The organism is Listeria monocytogenes, assembly GCF_013282665.1.
Lineage (GTDB): Bacteria > Bacillota > Bacilli > Lactobacillales > Listeriaceae > Listeria > Listeria monocytogenes_C.
In genome coordinates this window covers 2,339,477-2,357,213 of the sequence record NZ_CP054041.1, presented here as the reverse complement: position 1 = coordinate 2,357,213, position 17,737 = coordinate 2,339,477, and the positions used below count along the sequence as shown (strand labels likewise).

Sequence of the window (17,737 nt, the reverse complement as noted above, 5' to 3'; positions counted from 1 at the left end):
TTATCTTTTTCTGGCTTCGTTTACTTTCAGGCGTCTACCTTTTACTTTACGGGAGCGCATCATATCCAGTACAGCTGGTCCTTTCCCGTTTAAAATTTCAACAAAAGAAACATGGTCTTCAATCGTAATAATTCCAATATCTTCAGCCGTAATTCCTTCTAATTTAGAAATAGTTCCAACAAAATCTACTGCGCGAATTTTTTTCTTTTTTCCACCGTTAAAGTACAATTTCATGATGTTTTTATTTAATTTTTCGCCACGAGCTTTTTTGATAGTTGGTCGCTTTTGTTGTTTTTTGCGGAAAGCATCTTCGTTTGCTTTCACTTCGATTACTGTCGGTTTACGTTTTTTTTCAATTGTAACGTCGAGCATTTCTTCTATATCACGCAAAAGTGGATTTTCATTTGTTTTCACGAAGCTAATGGCTTTCCCGCTTTTGCCAGCGCGACCAGTACGGCCGATACGATGCACATAATTTTCTTTTTCGATTGGTAAATCATAGTTAATAACTAATGAGACATTATCCACATCAATTCCACGTCCTGCCAGATCTGTCGCAATTAAGAAACGCGATTTACCACTTTTGAAATCATCCATTGCCCGAAAACGATCTTCTTGTCTTAAGCCACCATGAATTTTACTAGCTTTTACATCAAGTAAATCAGTGAGTTCATCGACTTGATTTTTCGTGTTGCAAAAAATAATCGCGCTATCCGGATTTTCCGTAATTAAAACATCTTTTAGCGTTTTTTCTTTATTATCTGTTTGCATCTCCACGTGGAAGATAGGATTTGTTTTTTCTGATGCCATTTCGATAACCATTGGATTGTCTTGATAGCGTTTGATTAAATCTTGCATTTCTTCTGGCATAGTTGCAGAGAAAAATAGATTTTGGCGCTGTTTTGGTAAACGGCTAAGAATATCTTCTACTTGATCAATAAAGCCCATACTTAACATTTCGTCTACTTCATCTAAAACTAAGTGGGCTACTTTATCGACATTCAGAGATCCTTTTTCAATATGATCCAGTAGGCGTCCAGGCGTCCCAACGACGATATGATTTTTTTGACTTAGTTCTAATTTTTGTTTTGCAAATGGTGATTGTCCGTATATTGCTGCTGCTTTGATACGTTTAAATCGCCCGATATTTGTGCATTCTGTTTTGACTTGCATGGCAAGCTCTCGCGTTGGAACGATGATTAGCGCTTGCGGTTTATTTTCTTCCCATTCGACTTGTTCAGCAATAGGAATAGCGAATGCTGCTGTTTTGCCACTACCAGTTTGTGATTTAGCAACGATATCTTCCCCTGTTAAAGCAACTGGAATTACTGCTTTTTGAACAGGCGTTGCTTCTGTATATCCTAGTTCGTTAATTGCTCTTTTGATTTCTTCACTTAATTTTAAATTATGCATGTCAGTCCTCATTTCCTTTTATCATCATACCATATTTTTTCACCAATGACGGTACGAATTGTTTGTAGTTCCCCGCGTCTTCCTTTAGAATAAACTCTAAGCCCCCAAAATAAGGAGGAAACAATGAATTTAGATGATTTGAAGAATAAAGTTACCGAGTCCCTGCCCCTGGAGAACCTAGGAACACTGACAGAAGAGGCAACAAACAAAGCATCTGAGCTTGGTGAACAAGCAAGTAACGCCACGGAAAACTTACAGAATGAAGCAACGAACCTAACAGAAAATCTGCAAGATAAAGCAAGTGGACTTACAGAAAACTTGCAAGATACTGCGAATGAGTTAACTGGTGGTTTTTTGGATAAAATAAAGAATTTGTTTCAATAAAGCAAAAAAGCACTTGTCATTGAGTGCTTTTTTATTTACCGCTTTCCATATGCGCTCCATTCTCAAAATCATGATTAATAAAATTAACTAAAGTAAATCTACCGTTTTCATATTCAAACTTCAGAATGCAGCAATTTTTCAGTCCTGTTACTTTGCCAATTTTGCTTGTTTTTTCCCAATACCTGGCAAATTGAGCACAGGCTGCTCCGTGGGAAACGGCGAGGACAGTAGCATGGTTATCTTGGCTCATGATACGTTCCATTGTTGCTACTATACGATCTCTGAAATCTACTTCCCGCTCTCCCCCATACGCTGCAAAAAAATCTCCATATGGTAGTGGTGGGTTCAGGTCTTCGCTCTCGCCTTCAAAAGCACCAAAATTCCATTCTTTCAAACCTTTCAACCGTTGATAGCTTTTGTCCGTAATCAGCTCTAACGTGTCACATGCGCGCTCTGATGTGGAACTGTAAGCTTGATCGAATGTTATATTATTTTCTTTAAAGTAACTCCCAGCGATTTTTGCTTGTTTAATCCCGAGATTGGTAAGTGGTGCATCGCAAAAACCTTGAATTTTTTTACGTTGATTAAATAATGTTTGACCGTGGCGCATTAAATACAATGTCTTTTTCATCTAAATTCCTCCGAATCTATATCTTCTCTTTAGTTTATCACCCTGGAGTAGCTCCAAGTCAAGCATTTATCTTCTTATTTTTTCCTCTTTCAGACAGTATTTGCTATAATAGATACACCAAAATGAATAGAACTTTAGCGAATAAAAATCGAGGAGGAATTCAAATGACGTTAAATGTTTACTTGAATTTTAGAACACAATCCAGAGATGCTATCGCGTTTTATGAAGAAATTTTTGGAACAAAGTGTACAGATTTGATGACATATGGGGAAATCGAAACAAGTGAAAACCCTATAGAAGACTCGATAAAGAACTTAGTTATGAATGCCAGTTTAGTCATAGATGGGGTTAAAGTCATGTTTTCCGACATACCTAAGTCTATGCCACTTACATTTGGTGACAATATTACCTTTGTCATTGATACGTCCGACGAAATAAAACTAACGAAACAATTCTATCAGCTTGCAGAAGATGGTAATGTTGTTATGCCGTTTGCCAAAACATTCTGGTCAGAAAAATTTGGAGAGGTTATAGATAAGTTTGGTATCGGTTGGAAGCTCAATTTATCATGAAAACAAATGAACTTGGGATAAATCTCAGGTTCTTTCTTTAAGTCCATTTTTAGTAGGACAATCAAATTTGCAAGGCCTTTCATATTACGTTAAAATAACACGTATCAAAGAAAAAGTGTGGAAAGAGGAATTCTTTATGGGAAAAACCGAATTAAATCCTAAAGTAGATGCGTTTCTAAGTAAACCATCTACTTGGCAAGCTGAATTCAAAGCATTAAGAGAAATAGCAATCACGTTTGAACTAGAAGAAGAATTCAAATGGGGGAAACCTTGCTATGCTTTGAATGGTAGTAATGTTTTCTTAATTCATGGTTTTAAAAACTATTGTGCGCTACTCTTTATGAAAGGCGCACTACTCAGTGATCCGGAAAATATTTTAGTGCAGCAAACAGAAAATGTGCAAGCTGCCAGGCAAATCCGCTTCACAAATTTACAGGAAATTCTTGATCAAAAAGAATTTCTAAAGGCGTATATTCAAAATGCAATTGAAGTAGAAAAAGCTGGATTAGAAGTGGAACTTAAACCAAGAGCAGAAACGCCTATTCCAGAAGAATTACTCGCTAAATTTGAAGAAATGCCTGCGCTACAAACAGCTTTTGAAGCCTTGACTCCTGGTCGTCAAAAAGCTTACTTGCTCTATTTTGCAGCTCCGAAACAATCGAAAACTCGCGTATCCCGCATTGAAAAATACGAAGCAACGATTTTAGATGGATTAGGATTAAACGATTAATCAAAAAAAGCGCAACCCACGTGGAGGTTGCGCTTTTTTATTTATTTTACTTCTTCAAAATCATCTAATTGCCAACTGTTGTCAAAGGCTGGTTCGGTTGGTCCGTAAATACGGAAATACGTGAACCAATTTGCATCTGGAACAGTTTGGATCCATGGAAGTGACTCATCTTCTGGAGGATTAGGCCCAAAGTAAAGTGTCGTGTTCCCGTCAGCATCTACTTCAAACGTATCTTTGATGGAGTTAAGTGCAGGCATAAATTGTTCTGTGACAATCTCCGAACGAGTATCCATCTCATAAACCGTTACCGACCAGAAAATACTCGTTGGTACTGGTGTTGGCACTTTTAATGTATAACTTTTTCCACCATCCAGATAGTTTCCTTCTTTATCTTTCACCCCTAGCATATAAACGGAACCAAATCCAACTTTATGCATAAACATCATGTGTGTTTCGAGTGTCGCTTGATAGAACCAACGCTCTCTTACAGGAAGATTTAAATACGTTTTTTCATAGAAGTCATTATTCTCACCATAGACAGCCCATTCCCAGTTCTTTCCTGGCCAAACAATAGCAGCTGGATCATCTGTATTAAAGGAATTCACAAACATCATTTTGTCTGCTTTCTCGGCTGCCTCTATTAATAAAGCTTTTTTATCTGGGTCAGGATTAAATTCTTTATTTGGTGCTAAACCAATTGCTTTTAGTAAGCCATACATTTGATAATATTCTGGATCTGTTTCATCATTATCAAGCGCCCATTTAATTACTTCCCAGTAGTCAAATTTTCCTTCGACAAAATATGGTGTCGAAATCGCTTTTCGGTGCGAAAAATCATGAAATGTACTTACTGGATTAGCCTTTTCTTCTTTTAATGGATAAAATTTTACTTCTTTCAGTAGTGCAAATGCTTTTTCATAGTCACTGGCTTGATGGACCATTGCTCGTAAGCAAATGAGGAAACGATAGCTAGAAGGTTTTCGAACTATGTAGCCTTCTGGGATATCACCTTCATAATTAGGTGGTAAGTATAAATATTTAGCACCTTTGCCTTGTTCATCCCCTGTTAATCCCATATTCGTAATAAATTTAAAATTAATATCATCCGCTACACCAACGATTGCGCCCGGTGGTAGCTCAATGACAACTGGACCATTCTCGGTGTTTCCTGTTCCAAGGCAATACGGGGTATCCGAATTTTGTGTCAATACATTTAAATCAGGAGTGGTAAGTTGAATAATAAAATCATGGTTTTCCGTAATTCCTAAATCATGTAAAGCCTTAAAATTGGATACGTTAGATACAGTTGGATAGAAAAATCGGTAAGCTTCCACTGCCCTATTTAAATATCCCTCTTTTCTAATTGCCTCTACTTTACTCTCAGGTAGCATTTTTTTCATGTGAAAATCCTCCTTCAATTAGCATTTTTTAGAACACTTGTACAATACCCCTGTTTTTAGATTTTCAAGCGTAAAACAAAAAATCTTCTCATCATGAGAAGATTTTTTGATAGTACATATTAATTCTTCTTTTTTTCCTTATTTTTATAAATCCAAATGCTGCTAAATAATACTAACAGTAAGCCTAATCCCAAAATCAAATTTGATTGTTGCTCGCCTGTTAGCGGGAGAGGTAGCTTATTATTAGTGCTTGATGTATTTCCAGATGAAATATCCGATTTTACGTCTAGTTTAGCTTGATAAATATAGTTGATAGTTTGTTCTTCTAGCATAAATTTTCCAGTTGCGTTAGCTGGTTTTTTTATGAGCGTATAGCCTTGGATTTCCTTGGGTTCCGTAGAATATATTTCACCGATTTCTCCTCTTAATATCACCCTCATTGCTAATTCATTTTGCCGTTCATCCATGTATTTCACTGTAATAGTTTTAGCGGGAACTACACCGTTTTCGGCTGTACGATACACGTAAGTTACTATTTGGCTTTTTCGCTAAATTTGCCCACTTCATTATTTGGGATTTTAATGAGTCCGTAACCTGCAATTTCTTTTGCAGTTGTCGTGTAGCTCTCACCAATATTTCCTGATAAAATATCGCTCATTACTAGTTCATTTCCAACTTCATCCACATATTGGACTATAATATCTGCGGCTGGAACAAGATCTTTTGAATAAACATATGTCACCGTTTGTTCTTCCGCGCTAAATATACCTTGTGCATTTATCGGCATTTCCGCTAAAGTATAACCTGCAATTTCTTTCGCGCTGGAGTGGTACTCATCATCCATATTTCCTAATAATATTTCGCTTGGTGCCAGCTCACTGCCGTCTTCACCCACGTATTGTATCGTAATATTTGCTGCTGGGATAATGTCTTTTGAATAGACATACGTCACATTTTGTTCTTCTGCGCTAAATCCCCCCTCTGCATTTGCTGGTTTTTCCGTTAACGTATAGCCTACAATTTCTTTCGCACTGGAGTAATAATCCTCGCCGATAAATCCAGTTAAAATAATACTTTCTGCAATTTTTTTCTTATTTGTATCTTCATATTTTACCGTTATATTTGCTGCGGGTACCGGATCAACATAGACAACCACCTCTTTAGAAATAGCTTCAATCCCATCGGTATTCACTGCGCTAATCGTCACTACATATTTTCCAACCTTTTTCAAATTAACAATTGATTCAAAATTGCTTGTAACAGGCGTTTCATCATTTGTTTGTGCTTGAATATCCCTTAAAAATTCTGCTTCGTTTTTCTCAATTCTTTGGGGATAGCGAATTTCAGCATCTGTATTAATTATTGGTCTAGTGGATGTTTTAACTTGTTGACTTACGATTCCCGTGAAAGAACCTTTTACCCCTGGCATATTAATTACTTCAGAAAACCCATAATTGACTGAATTAAGATTTTCGAGTGCTTTATATGACCAAGTTATCTGGTTATTTGCGTATGTACCTCTATCTGAAATAGAACCTGGTTGAACTACTGCACCAATATTACTAATTTTATTATCAATAACCAAATCATCCAAAATAACAACTTTTTCTAAATTTATAGACTGACTCCCTGCGGATAATAGTTTTAAGTTAGGCATAGTAGTTGGAAGATTACTTGGTAAAACACTAATGGCATTGTACCCGATATCCATAGAAGTTACTGCAGGCAACCCTTTAAGCATATCAATATCCGTCAGTTTGTTATTTAATAAATTTAAAGTCATTAGTTTTGGCATATTTTGAATGATACTCTCGCTGTGTAAACTATTATTTTGTAGTCTTATTGATGTAACAGCTGGTAGATTATCCAATACAGCTTTTTCGATTTTACTATGTTCAAATTTTAATTCTTTTACTTTAGGAAGATTTACCATTTCCACTTCCGATAAAGTCGTAATATTCCCAAAGTACACACCTTCTACGCCAAGATAACCCACATTGAGTAATTCTGGGTTATTTTTAGCAATTACTTTTGTTAGATTAGTTAATCCTGAAGGCTTGGAAGTATATACATTGACCAATTTGGGCTGATCTTCTATATCAATAACTGTCAGCGTAGCATTATTTTGGATATCAAGCGTGGTTAATTTAGGTAATTGGTTTTCTGTATTTAAAGGCACTGTGCTAACTTGATTATCACTTAAATATAGTTTCACTAAATTAGGTAATAGAGTTAAGGGAGAAATATCTATTATTCGATTATTATTCAGGTTGATAGTTGTTGCCTTAACCAATAAATCCATTCCTGTTAAATCCGTAATGCCTTTGTTGTTTGCAGTTAAGGTAGTGATTTTATTCAAATCTGCTTGTGTTACTATCTTGTTTGTGTCCTCAGAACCGGTTGCTGCTTTGGCAATAACTTGAGCTAATGCCGTATCTGGAAAGACCTTTGCATATGTATCTCCTGCTTGAAGTATTGTTTTATTGGGACTTTGTTTTAGTGAAATGCTTTTATTTGAATTTTGCTTTGTACTTTCATTTTCTACTGCTTCAATTATTAAAGGATAAGCACTTAACGATTGAAAAATTAGTATCCCGACTATGATGATAGTATATATCCTTTGTTTCATGATTAATTCTCCTCAGAAGTTAGTAATGATTGTATGAAAAGACACGCTAATTTTACTCTTTATAGGTAAAAATAATATATCTCTGTCACTAATAATTATAGCAACAATTTGTTTAACATTTAAACATAGTAATAGACTTTTTTTCTATCATAAGACTATAATTCACACAATGTTCACAAAAATACGGAGAAAAATATGTTATTATTTTTTTTTATAGTTGCACTCTTATATTAATTATGTTAATAAATACAAACAAAAAACTCTCCATACGCTGGCACTGCCACTAAAAAATAATAATAAGATAAAAACACCTTCGTTGGATTCATGTAAAATGAAACTAACGGAGGTGTTTCTATGAGTACAAGAATTATGTATCCAGCAGAAATAAAAGAAAAAGCGATCAAGGTTCGGTGTATACATCTTATGAATATCATCAGCGCTGTAAAAAGAAAAACGTTATCCGCAGTATGTCCCGAAAAGGGACACCCGCAGACAACGCTCCCATAGAATATTTCCATTCCTCGCTAAAGTGCGAAACATTCTACCATAAAACAGCGTATAAATACGCTAAATCTATTGTAATCCAAATCGTAAAAGATTACATTAAATATTATAACGAAAAACGAATTCAACAAAAATTAGGCTACCAATCTCCTATTAATTTCAGGAAACAAGCAGCCTAATTTAAAGGTTTTTCATTCCATTCTCATTTTTCCATGTCAGTGCAAATAAGGAGATTTTTTTGAAAAAGGATTAATTATCCCAACTAATATTATTGCCTTCATTTTCAATTATTTGATAAAGTAGTTCTTCGTTTTCGATGAGATTCGTAATTACTTGAACAAGTTTTTCTGCTCGTGCCTCAGTTTCAGGGGATAGCGTGTAATACGCCACATACATTCCCGCTTCCGGATCAGAGCCCATTCCTTCTAAGACATCTGGAGCATATTTAGGTAAATAGTAGTTGAAAAATGCTTCCCAATTGTAGCCATGCATATAAGCATCTTCGTTAATTTCATTCATTTTCTTCGCAATTGCTACTACTTTCTCCGAGCTGTTGTAAAAGCACACGGAAAGATTGTTTTCGACTTTTACTATTGATACGTAATTTTCCATCAAGTGTTAGCTCCTTTCGTTATAACTTAGTTGTTTTTTCATTTTATACTTTAACAAACCTTATTCCTATTGTAAAAGATATATCCGTTAAAAGTACATTTAACCTCATTCCATAACAATTTCATACCATTTGCTTGTTCCGAGCTTCATAAGTAGAACTTTTAATGATGTATTCGCATTGCTAGGAACAGCTATTCCGCTATTGCAATTTTGAACTAATTCAAACTAATAAAATTATGATTATTAAATAAGTTCAACAGCCCACTTTCCACACTGTCACCTATTAAGCAAAAATAGCCATCATAACCACCGTAAAAGCCCCCGGATTCGGAAACGAAAAAGACCATATGCTCAGAAAAACCAACTCCAACTGGTCATAACTTTTCTTTAATGATGTCCTCATAACATTCTTTTACCCATGTAGGATCTATCCACGCTGTCAGTTTAGAAGGATCAAACACCGAAACATCCTTATCATTAATGTCAGAGTAAGCTTCATGCGTTATTATTAACCCACCTAGAGTACTTAAAAACTCTCCGCACCTTGATTCAAATAATAATCCCCGTGTAAAAATAACCTGTTTCATCGAGGCGAAGTGCAGCCGCTATTGCATTGAATGGTTGAAATTGATTGATTAATATCAGAACTACTATCACCATTGCGATTATTTTTCCTTTTTTAGCCTTCTTTTTTTGACTATTCATTTGTCTGTTTCTCCCTTTGGTTTTTAGTCAATTTACTTCTGTTAATTTCACCCGTAGCAGAAGTGGTTGTGTTTTTTCTTGCTCATTAAAAATTGAATCGTATTGGCGCGTGTTCTTATTCAGTTGTCAAAGAACGGATGCAAATTTTTTATAGCTTGCATGGCTACTACAATTAGAATTTTCTTTTGGGTCATAAAAAATAAAAAAAGCATACTATTAAGTACGCTTTTTAATTGAGTTTCATTTTGTTATATTATGGAAGAAAACAAGAATCAAGATATCTATATACTTATTGAAAAATTAGAAAACCTACTAAAATTGCAAAATAATTGGTATAGTATAAGATAATCAGTAAAATTCGAGAGATTTAGTACGTATAAATTGGTTATGAAAACTCATATAAGTAAACCAACAGCAGAGAAAAAATAATCCAAAGAGGTGCAACATATGTTTAATGAAAATGAGTTATATTCAGTACTACTAAGTAATAACTTTTCTAAGATTGACGATTTTCTAACTAAATATGGTATAGATAGTGTGGATCGAGATAATCGTTCTTTGTTAATGTCAGCAGTCGTTGAAAGAAAAATGAGCGTTATCGAATATTTAATTGAAAAAGATAGTAATTTGAATTTACAGGATAAAAATGGAATGACAGCATTGCATCTAGCTGCGATGCATGACTATGCTGAAATAGTTGAGTACTTGATTTCAAAGGAAGCAATGGTTGATGCAGAAGATAATAATGGGAATACTCCGTTATGGCGTGCAGCAATGGAGTTACCTTAAGAAGCTAAATCTATAGCTGTTTTATTGGAAAATGGAGCTGATATAACAAAGCAAAATAAGTACCAAATATCCCCTGAAGACTTATTATCTGATGAATAGGAAACTAAATATAAACATAAAGAATCACTAGGAATTGCCCTCTAAACTGAGACAGTAATAAAAAAAGTAATTAATTAGGCTATGGATTGCCGATACTCTATCGGTGATTTACAGCCTAATTTTTTTGAATTAGATTTTGGTTATGATAATCTAATACAATAAATATGGGCGTATTATATACGTTTCTGCAGATGTTAGTACGACATTATACTATTACAGTCATTTAAGTTCTAAATTGCGTCAACATAATCAGTCCAAAGCAGATGTTTTTCCACACTAAAAACGAATCAAAATACCACAAATATTGCCACAAAAGCAATGGAATAGAACGGGTATTATAAGATATAAAAAATCTCCAACCCGTTCATCCACCCTTTAATATCAAGGGTTTTTAACGTGTCAGAGATTTCTTTACATTACTATTTAACGTCCTGAGAGGGATTCGAACCCCCGACCGACGGCTTAGAAGGCCGTTGCTCTATCCAGCTGAGCTATCAGGACAAATGGCACTGTTTTTTCAACAGCCAAATACCATTTTATGTTTAAATCGCTTGTTTGTCAATGGTTTTCTTTAAGTTATTACATTTTTTCTTTTTCGGGTGTCTTTTGACCTAGTTATGCTTCGTTAATGGGAAGGTTTGGGTTAGGTCTGTTAGTTCGTTGTCGTCCCGGTCCATGAATCGAACTTGGATGCCTTCTGGTGTTGAATCGATAAGAGCGTATGTTTTGACACGGATGCGCCCTCTTGGTAAGGAAATGCTTCCTGGGTTTAAAATGATGGTGTCGTCTAGCATGTCTACTCCTAATTCATGCGAGTGACCAAAAAAGGCAAAATCTGCGTTTAGTTCACGTGCGCGATATCGTAAATTCATGAGTGTCATTTTGATGTTATAGAGATGTCCGTGTGTGGTGAAAATGCGGTAGCCATCTACTTCTCCCACCCAATCATTTGGAAAACCGCCGCCAAAGTCACAGTTGCCTCGAACAGTATGAAATCCCTGAATCGCAGGATCGTCAGCTTCTAATTCAGAATCCCCACAATGGATCATCGCATCGACTGTATTTTCGTATTTTTCTTTAAGATGGATTAAGCAGTCACGTTCTGAGTGGCTGTCGCTAACTACTAATAATTTCATTTTGTTTCCTCCCCCGTGATACTGTTACTTATTTTCTCACTTTTTGGTTACTTTTTCTACTAGTTCTGCTAAATCTTTTTCTAGTTGTTTAATGGCATTAGCACGGTGGCTGATTTCATTCTTTTTCTCCCCTGGAATTTCTGCCATTGTTAGACCAAATTCTGGTAAGAAGAATAATGGATCATAGCCGAAACCATTTGTTCCACACAGTTGTTCAGCGATAACGCCCTCTACTTCACCTGTATAAAAAGTTGTTTTCTCAGAAGGTGTGGCTACAGCAAGTGTGCAGTGGAAACGAGCCGTTCTTTTGTCCGATTCAACGCCTTCTAAGTTTTTAAGTAGTTTTTCGTTATTTTTGGCATCATCGTGAGCGACACCTGCATAACGTGCGGAATAGACGCCAGGAGCTCCGTCAAGCGCGTCTACGATTAAACCAGAATCATCAGCAATGACGGTTTGGTTTAACATGCTAGCGACCGTTTCTGCTTTAAGAGCGGCATTTTCTGCAAAGGTTGTTCCGGTTTCTTCTATTTCACCAATTTCCGGAAAATCGGCAAGGGTTGCTACTTCGATATTAAATTTCGCAAAGATTTTTTCGAATTCTTTTGCTTTTCCTTTGTTTGCGGTGGCGATAATAATTTTACTCATTTCTTATTCTCCTTTAATCCGCGCTGTGACTTTGTCTCCAAGTGTTTCTTTTTGGATTTCGATTAGTTCGCTAATTCCTTTTTTACCTAGAGCAATTAGTTCAGCCAGTTCTGTTTCCGAGAATGTAGCTTCTTCGCCAGTTCCTTGAAGTTCTACAAAAGCACCGCTGCCTGTCATGATAATATTCATGTCAACTTGGGCTGCGCTGTCTTCTACGTAGTTAAGGTCAAGCACTGTGCCGCCTTCTTCTAAAACGCCTACACTCGTTGCTGCTAGGAAATCTTTGACTGGGAATTTAGCAAATGGTACTGCTTCGTCTAGTTTGGCAATTGCCATAACCATGGCGATGAATGCGCCAGTAATAGAAGCCGTACGGGTACCTCCATCTGCTTGGATAACGTCGCAATCGAGCCAAATCGTTCTTTCGCCAAGTGCATCTAAATCAACAACTGCACGGAGCGCACGTCCGATTAAACGCTGAATTTCCATTGTTCTGCCAGTAACTTTACCTTTTGAAGATTCGCGGATATTTCGAGTGTTTGTTGCTCGAGGTAACATCGAGTATTCTGCAGAAATCCAGCCGCGGCCTTCTCCTCGCATAAATGGTGGCACTTTTGTTTCTACACTTGCAGAACAGATAACTTTTGTATTTCCTGATGCAATTAGCACAGAACCTTCTGGATGCATTAAATAATCTGGTGTTACTTCAACATTTCGTAATGCATTACTTTCTCTTCCATCAACTCTCATGATTGGCACCTCTTATTTTCCTAATTTAATATGTTCTACAGTCATATCTGGCATATTTAACCAGTCTTTTGCAATATCTTTAAAAATTTGTGTCGAGCCCGTAGTGAAAAAGCGGTGCTCAATTTCTTCGTCTGTAGCATCTAATAAATTATGGTAATCCAGTAACGCGCTAACTTCACTAGCAGTTTCTTCTCCGGAGTTAATAACAGCAACGCCATCTCCCATAAAGTTCTCAATAATTGGTTTTAAAAGTGGGTAATGTGTACAACCCAAAATCACCGTATCAATCTTGGTACTTTTCAGTGGTAAGAGAGATTCGGCTACTACTTTTTTAGCAATGGCACTTTTGTATTCACCTGATTCTACGACAGATACAAATTTGGGGCATGCAAGTGAATCTACTTCTACTCGGCGGTTAAGCCCTTTAAGCGCTGTTGGATAGGCCATACTTTCTACTGTACCAAGTGTGCCTAATACGCCAATTTTGTTGTTTCTGGTTGCCTTGAGTGCTGCTCTTGAACCTGGTTGGATAACGCCAATCACAGGAATATCCAATTTTTCACGAATATCATATAATGCTGCTGCTGTTGCGGTATTACATGCAATAACAAGCATTTTGATGCCACGATCTACTAGAAAATCAGTCATTTCCCAAGTAAACTTAGCTACTTCTTCTTTGTCGCGTGGTCCATAAGGGCAACGTGCGGTATCACCTAAATAATATACTTGTTCATGGGGTAGCTGTTTTAGCACTTCTCGCACTACTGTCAAACCGCCTACACCCGAATCAATAAAGCCAATAGCTTGTTTCACAGTCTCGCCTCAATTTCTTTATTAATTTCCAATTTTTTTATCTATACCTTCCATTTTCTTATTTTTTCGGTTTTTTCGCAAGTCTTTTTTGAGAAAAATGGTTTTTTATGGAAATTTATTTATTGTGCTTTCCATTTTAGGGTGATTTTGGTTATAATGGTGTATGAAAGTGGGGTATCCGAAATGACAGAAAATGAACAGAATAAAAACGAGGAAAAAACGCTCGTTCCAAGTTTTGGTTTAGATTTACTACGAGATTATTTAATTCCTGAACTACTTGGAGATGAAGCACCTCACATTATGTACTGGGCAGGAAAAGACTTGGCGCGAAAATTTCCACTAGCATCTCTAGAAGAAGTAGCTGAATTTTTTGAGGAAGCCTCTTGGGGTAGTTTTAGCATTTTGAAAGAAAAGAAAGATGAAATGCGTTTACTTTTAGAAGGTGAAATGGTAGCTGCTCGTTTCCGTACACAAGAAGAACCTACGTTTAAACTAGAAGCTGGTTTTATTGCGGAACAAATGCAGTCACAGAAAAAACTGTATACGGAGAGCTATGATGAAATTGATAAACGTAAAAAACAAGTAACGATTATTGTTAAATGGGATCGTAAAGAAACGATTGATAACGAAGAGCGTTACTAAAATAATAAGCTTGCCGCGACAAAGGGAAGATTCACTTTGTTGCGGCAAGCTTATTTTTATTTATCGAGTTCAAATTGGTCGTGTAATACTTGGGCTGCTTCGACCATTTTACGTGCTGGTACAACTGTGGAGACTTTGATTTCGGATGTGCTAATCATTTTAATAGGAATATTATTTTCTGTTAAGGCTTCAAACATTTGCGCGGCTACACCCGGATTACTTACCATTCCAGAGCCAACGATAGATACTTTCGCTAATTCTTGCTCGGACTCTAGTTTTTCGATTTGAAGTAATTCTTTGCTTTCTTCTAAAACTGCTAGTGTGGCTAACAGTGCGCTTGTTTTAATAGTGAAGGATAGATTACCGTGACCTAGTCCAGTGATTCCTTGAATAATAATATCTACATCAATATTATTTTCGGCTAATTTCGTAAAGACTTTAGACACACGCATCGCTTCTTTTTGTTTCCAGTGGATAGTGACACGGGTGATTTGGTCTTCAAAAGCAATTCCACGGACTACTTTAGTGTTTTCCATTGTTAAATCCTCCTCAATCATTGTTCCTGCTACTTGTTCGTGGCTCGCTCTAACTTCAAGCGGAATTCGGAAATTTTTTGCATATTCAACGGAGCGCGGATGTAAGACGCCGGCGCCGAGATTGGCTAATTCTAGCATTTCATCATAGGTGATTTGTTCTAGCTTTTGGGCTTTTTTGACATAGCGTGGATCTGTGGTAAATACGCCAACTACATCCGTGCAAATCGCGCATTTTTCTGCGTTTAAAGCAGAGGCAATGGCAACGGCGGTTGTGTCTGATCCGCCTCGACCTAATGTAGTAATTTCGCCGTCCGTTGTGAAGCCTTGGAAGCCTGCAACAACAACGATTTTTCCCGTGTCTAGCGCTTCTTCTATTCTCGCACTATCAATATCAGCAATTCTCGCATTACTATGTACGGCTTCTGTTTCAATTCCCGCTTGCCATCCTGTATAGGAAATAGCATCGTGCCCTTTTTCTTTTAATGTCATCGCAAGTAGTGCAATCGTAATTTGTTCTCCAGTGGAAAGAAGCATATCCATTTCGCGTTTATCTGGCGCCTCGCTAATTTCTTCTGCCATCGCGACTAATTTGTCGGTTGATTTCCCCATTGCGGAAACGACGACGATGACTTTATTTCCTTGCTTTTTCTCATAAATGGCTTGATCCGCTGTTTTCCCGATTTTATCAACGGTGCTCACAGACGTTCCACCAAATTTTAATACGACTAGTCCCAATCTCGTTCCCCCCTGCCTTGTAATTCTTTTTATCAATGTTTATATTTTAGCGCATTTATGTGTTGAAGGGAAGTTTATTATATATAAAAGCTATTTTATCTGACATGTTAGTTCGTATATGTAATAATTTTTACGCAATAAAACACCAATAACATCAAAGTCATTGGCGTTTTATAATTGTGTAAAAAATCATTTTTGCTCGGTATTTTTGGCTTTTTCATTAAATGCGGTAATGTGTTTGTGCACTTCTTCTGCTACATTTAACGGGACGCCGGCTTCTTTTATTTCTTCCACTGAAGCTTCTTTTAATTTTTTCATTGAGCCGAAGTGTTTAAGTAATTTTTTCTTGCGACCTGGGCCGACTCCAGGAATGCCATCAAGAATGGATTGGAAGCCTGTTTTGCTGCGTAGTTGGCGGTGGAATGTGATAGCGAAACGGTGGACTTCATCTTGCATTCGTTGTAAAAGGTAGAATTCTTGGCTGTTTCGTTCGAGTGGGACTATTTCAAGTGGGTCGCCGAATAATAGTTGACTCGTTCGGTGCTTGTCATCTTTTGCAAGTCCCGCTACTGGAATATCTAAGCCCAGCTCATTCGTTAAGACATCTTTGGCACTATCAATTTGTCCTTTACCACCATCAATTAAGATTAAATCAGGCATTGGTAGTCCTTCTTTAAGAACTCGCCAGTAACGTCGGCGGATAACTTCACGCATCGTCGCGTAATCATCTGGACCTTCGACGGTTTTGATTTTGTATTTGCGGTAATCGTTTTTACTTGGTTTACCGTCAAGGAAAGTAACCATCGCGGAAACTGGGTCTGTACCGTGAATATTCGAGTTATCGAAGGCTTCGACGCGCGACGGTGTTGGGATTCCCATTGCTTCTCCAAGCCGTTCAACTGCGCCGACTGTACGTTCTTCATTGCGCTCAAGCAACATGAATTTTTCGTTTAGCGCGATTTTCGCATTTTTGTAAGCAAGTTTTACGAGATCTTTCTTATTTCCGCGCTGTGGAACGATAATTTTTGTATCAGGAACGACCGCTTGAACGGCTTCACTATCGACATCATCTGGCAGATAAATTTCTTTGGGTGGAATATGGTTAGCTTTTTGGTAAAATTGACCAATAAAAGTGAGGAAATCTTCATCCGCATCATTATAAAATGGAAACTGGGAAACGTCGCGCTCAATCAGTTTCCCTTGGCGAATGAAGAATACTTGGACACACATCCAACCTTTATCAATCGCATAACCGAAAACATCGCGGTCAACGAAATCATTCATCGTCATTTTTTGTTTTTCCATCGTTGTTTCGATTGCGTTAATTTGGTCACGGAATTCACCAGCTTTTTCGAACTCCATATTTTCTGCTGCTTCTTGCATTTTTTTCATTAAATCATTTTTGACGGCTTTATAGCCACCATTTAGGAAAGCGACTATCTCATCTTGCATTTCTTTATACTTACTTGCTTCCACGTCAAACACACACGGGGCAAGGCATTGTCCGAGGTGATAGTACAAACACACTTTATTTGGTAGCGTACTGCATTTACGTAATGGATACAGACGATCTAAAATACGTTTTACTTCATTGGCAGCATACACATTTGGATATGGACCGAAATATTTCCCTTTATCTTTCTTTACTTGGCGGGTAATAATCAGTCGTGGATGCCGTTCGTTCGTGATTTTAATAAACGGATAAGTTTTATCATCTTTTAGGCGAATATTAAAACGTGGATCATGTTTTTTAATCAAATTGATTTCTAGTAGCAAAGCTTCTACGTTAGATGATGTTACGATATATTCAAAGTCCACAATTTCTTGAACTAAGCGTTGCGTTTTACTATCGTGTGTTCCTGAAAAATAGGAGCGAACACGATTTTTTAAAATTTTTGCTTTCCCAACATAAATAATGGTTCCTTGTCTATCTTTCATCAAATAACAGCCAGGTTGGTCCGGCAGAAGCGCTAGTTTATTTTGGATATGTTCAGAAGACATTTTATCAA

At 36.9% G+C, this 17,737-nt stretch carries 18 protein-coding genes, 1 tRNA gene and 1 pseudogene; 6 read left to right on the top strand and 14 right to left on the bottom strand.

The annotated features are described in order from the left end of the window. The gene (dbpA, locus tag HRK21_RS11915) at nt 1-1,413 is read right to left on the bottom strand and encodes an ATP-dependent RNA helicase DbpA (protein ID WP_070006081.1); all 1,413 of its coding nucleotides are present in this window, start codon (nt 1,411-1,413) and stop codon (nt 1-3) included. A gap of 123 nt (nt 1,414-1,536) precedes the next feature. Here dbpA and HRK21_RS11910 point away from each other — a divergent pair, with 123 nt between their 5' ends. Continuing rightward, a complete protein-coding gene (locus tag HRK21_RS11910) occupies nt 1,537-1,797 on the top strand; it encodes a hypothetical protein (protein WP_003738791.1) in 261 nt (86 codons plus the stop codon). 31 nt (nt 1,798-1,828) lie between these two features. Here the strand turns inward: HRK21_RS11910 and HRK21_RS11905 are convergent, their stop codons facing one another. After that, complete coding sequence (locus tag HRK21_RS11905) at nt 1,829-2,428, bottom strand: histidine phosphatase family protein (RefSeq protein ID WP_070006080.1); 600 nt, start codon at nt 2,426-2,428, stop codon at nt 1,829-1,831. A 164-nt stretch (nt 2,429-2,592) separates the two neighbouring features. On the opposite strand from HRK21_RS11905, the gene HRK21_RS11900 reads away from it, so the two are divergent. Further along, the gene (locus HRK21_RS11900) at nt 2,593-3,000 is read left to right on the top strand and encodes a VOC family protein (RefSeq protein ID WP_070006074.1); all 408 of its coding nucleotides are present in this window, start codon (nt 2,593-2,595) and stop codon (nt 2,998-3,000) included. 136 nt (nt 3,001-3,136) lie between these two features. Further along, the gene (locus tag HRK21_RS11895) at nt 3,137-3,730 is read left to right on the top strand and encodes a YdeI/OmpD-associated family protein (RefSeq protein WP_070006072.1); all 594 of its coding nucleotides are present in this window, start codon (nt 3,137-3,139) and stop codon (nt 3,728-3,730) included. A gap of 41 nt (nt 3,731-3,771) precedes the next feature. Here HRK21_RS11895 and HRK21_RS11890 read toward each other — a convergent pair whose 3' ends face one another. The 3 genes from HRK21_RS11890 to HRK21_RS11885 form a co-directional block, all read right to left on the bottom strand. Then, entirely contained in the window at nt 3,772-5,130 is a 1,359-nt protein-coding gene (locus tag HRK21_RS11890) for a DUF1254 domain-containing protein (RefSeq protein ID WP_003738787.1), read from the bottom strand. A gap of 119 nt (nt 5,131-5,249) precedes the next feature. Beyond that, nucleotides 5,250-5,606 carry a MucBP domain-containing protein gene (locus tag HRK21_RS14080; RefSeq protein ID WP_440971546.1) on the bottom strand — a complete coding sequence of 119 codons (357 nt, stop codon included), beginning with the start codon at nt 5,604-5,606 and terminating at the stop codon, nt 5,250-5,252. A 56-nt stretch (nt 5,607-5,662) separates the two neighbouring features. Then, the gene (locus tag HRK21_RS11885; protein WP_309148148.1) at nt 5,663-7,759 is read right to left on the bottom strand and encodes a MucBP domain-containing protein; all 2,097 of its coding nucleotides are present in this window, start codon (nt 7,757-7,759) and stop codon (nt 5,663-5,665) included. 395 nt (nt 7,760-8,154) lie between these two features. Here HRK21_RS11885 and HRK21_RS11880 point away from each other — a divergent pair. Continuing rightward, a pseudogene (locus HRK21_RS11880) lies at nt 8,155-8,442 on the top strand (transposase); the annotation flags it as partial. 70 nt (nt 8,443-8,512) lie between these two features. Here HRK21_RS11880 and HRK21_RS11875 read toward each other — a convergent pair. Together HRK21_RS11875 and HRK21_RS11870 are read right to left on the bottom strand one after the other, a co-directional pair. Continuing rightward, nucleotides 8,513-8,875, bottom strand: a complete 363-nt coding sequence (locus HRK21_RS11875; RefSeq protein WP_003736416.1) for an Imm51 family immunity protein — start codon at nt 8,873-8,875, stop codon at nt 8,513-8,515. Nucleotides 8,876-9,424: 549 nt separating this feature from the next. After that, nucleotides 9,425-9,580 carry a hypothetical protein gene (locus tag HRK21_RS11870; protein ID WP_173346369.1) on the bottom strand — a complete coding sequence of 52 codons (156 nt, stop codon included), beginning with the start codon at nt 9,578-9,580 and terminating at the stop codon, nt 9,425-9,427. 447 nt (nt 9,581-10,027) lie between these two features. On the opposite strand from HRK21_RS11870, the gene HRK21_RS11865 reads away from it, so the two are divergent. Next, nucleotides 10,028-10,369 carry an ankyrin repeat domain-containing protein gene (locus HRK21_RS11865; RefSeq protein ID WP_223276776.1) on the top strand — a complete coding sequence of 114 codons (342 nt, stop codon included), beginning with the start codon at nt 10,028-10,030 and terminating at the stop codon, nt 10,367-10,369. A gap of 526 nt (nt 10,370-10,895) precedes the next feature. Here HRK21_RS11865 and HRK21_RS11860 read toward each other — a convergent pair. The 5 genes from HRK21_RS11860 to racE form a co-directional block, all read right to left on the bottom strand. Beyond that, nucleotides 10,896-10,969, bottom strand: a tRNA-Arg gene (locus HRK21_RS11860). Nucleotides 10,970-11,079: 110 nt separating this feature from the next. Further along, nucleotides 11,080-11,604, bottom strand: a complete 525-nt coding sequence (locus tag HRK21_RS11855; protein WP_003726034.1) for a metallophosphoesterase — start codon at nt 11,602-11,604, stop codon at nt 11,080-11,082. Between the two features lie 36 nt (nt 11,605-11,640). Further along, nucleotides 11,641-12,252, bottom strand: coding sequence for an XTP/dITP diphosphatase (locus tag HRK21_RS11850; RefSeq protein WP_070007022.1), 612 nt, complete (start codon nt 12,250-12,252; stop codon nt 11,641-11,643). 3 nt (nt 12,253-12,255) lie between these two features. Next, on the bottom strand, nt 12,256-13,002 hold the full coding sequence (gene rph, locus HRK21_RS11845; protein WP_003738774.1) for a ribonuclease PH: 747 nt from the start codon (nt 13,000-13,002) through the stop codon (nt 12,256-12,258). A gap of 12 nt (nt 13,003-13,014) precedes the next feature. Next, nucleotides 13,015-13,815: a glutamate racemase gene (gene racE, locus HRK21_RS11840; protein ID WP_003738773.1), complete on the bottom strand. Its 801-nt coding sequence runs from the start codon at nt 13,813-13,815 to the stop codon at nt 13,015-13,017. A 147-nt stretch (nt 13,816-13,962) separates the two neighbouring features. Here racE and HRK21_RS11835 point away from each other — a divergent pair, with 147 nt between their 5' ends. Next, entirely contained in the window at nt 13,963-14,457 is a 495-nt protein-coding gene (locus HRK21_RS11835; protein ID WP_077905674.1) for a YslB family protein, read from the top strand. Between the two features lie 56 nt (nt 14,458-14,513). Here HRK21_RS11835 and HRK21_RS11830 read toward each other — a convergent pair whose 3' ends face one another. Then, nucleotides 14,514-15,728: an aspartate kinase gene (locus HRK21_RS11830; protein WP_070007020.1), complete on the bottom strand. Its 1,215-nt coding sequence runs from the start codon at nt 15,726-15,728 to the stop codon at nt 14,514-14,516. Between the two features lie 189 nt (nt 15,729-15,917). After that, a complete protein-coding gene (uvrC, locus tag HRK21_RS11825; RefSeq protein ID WP_070007018.1) occupies nt 15,918-17,729 on the bottom strand; it encodes an excinuclease ABC subunit UvrC in 1,812 nt (603 codons plus the stop codon). Nucleotides 17,730-17,737: the final 8 nt, after the last annotated feature.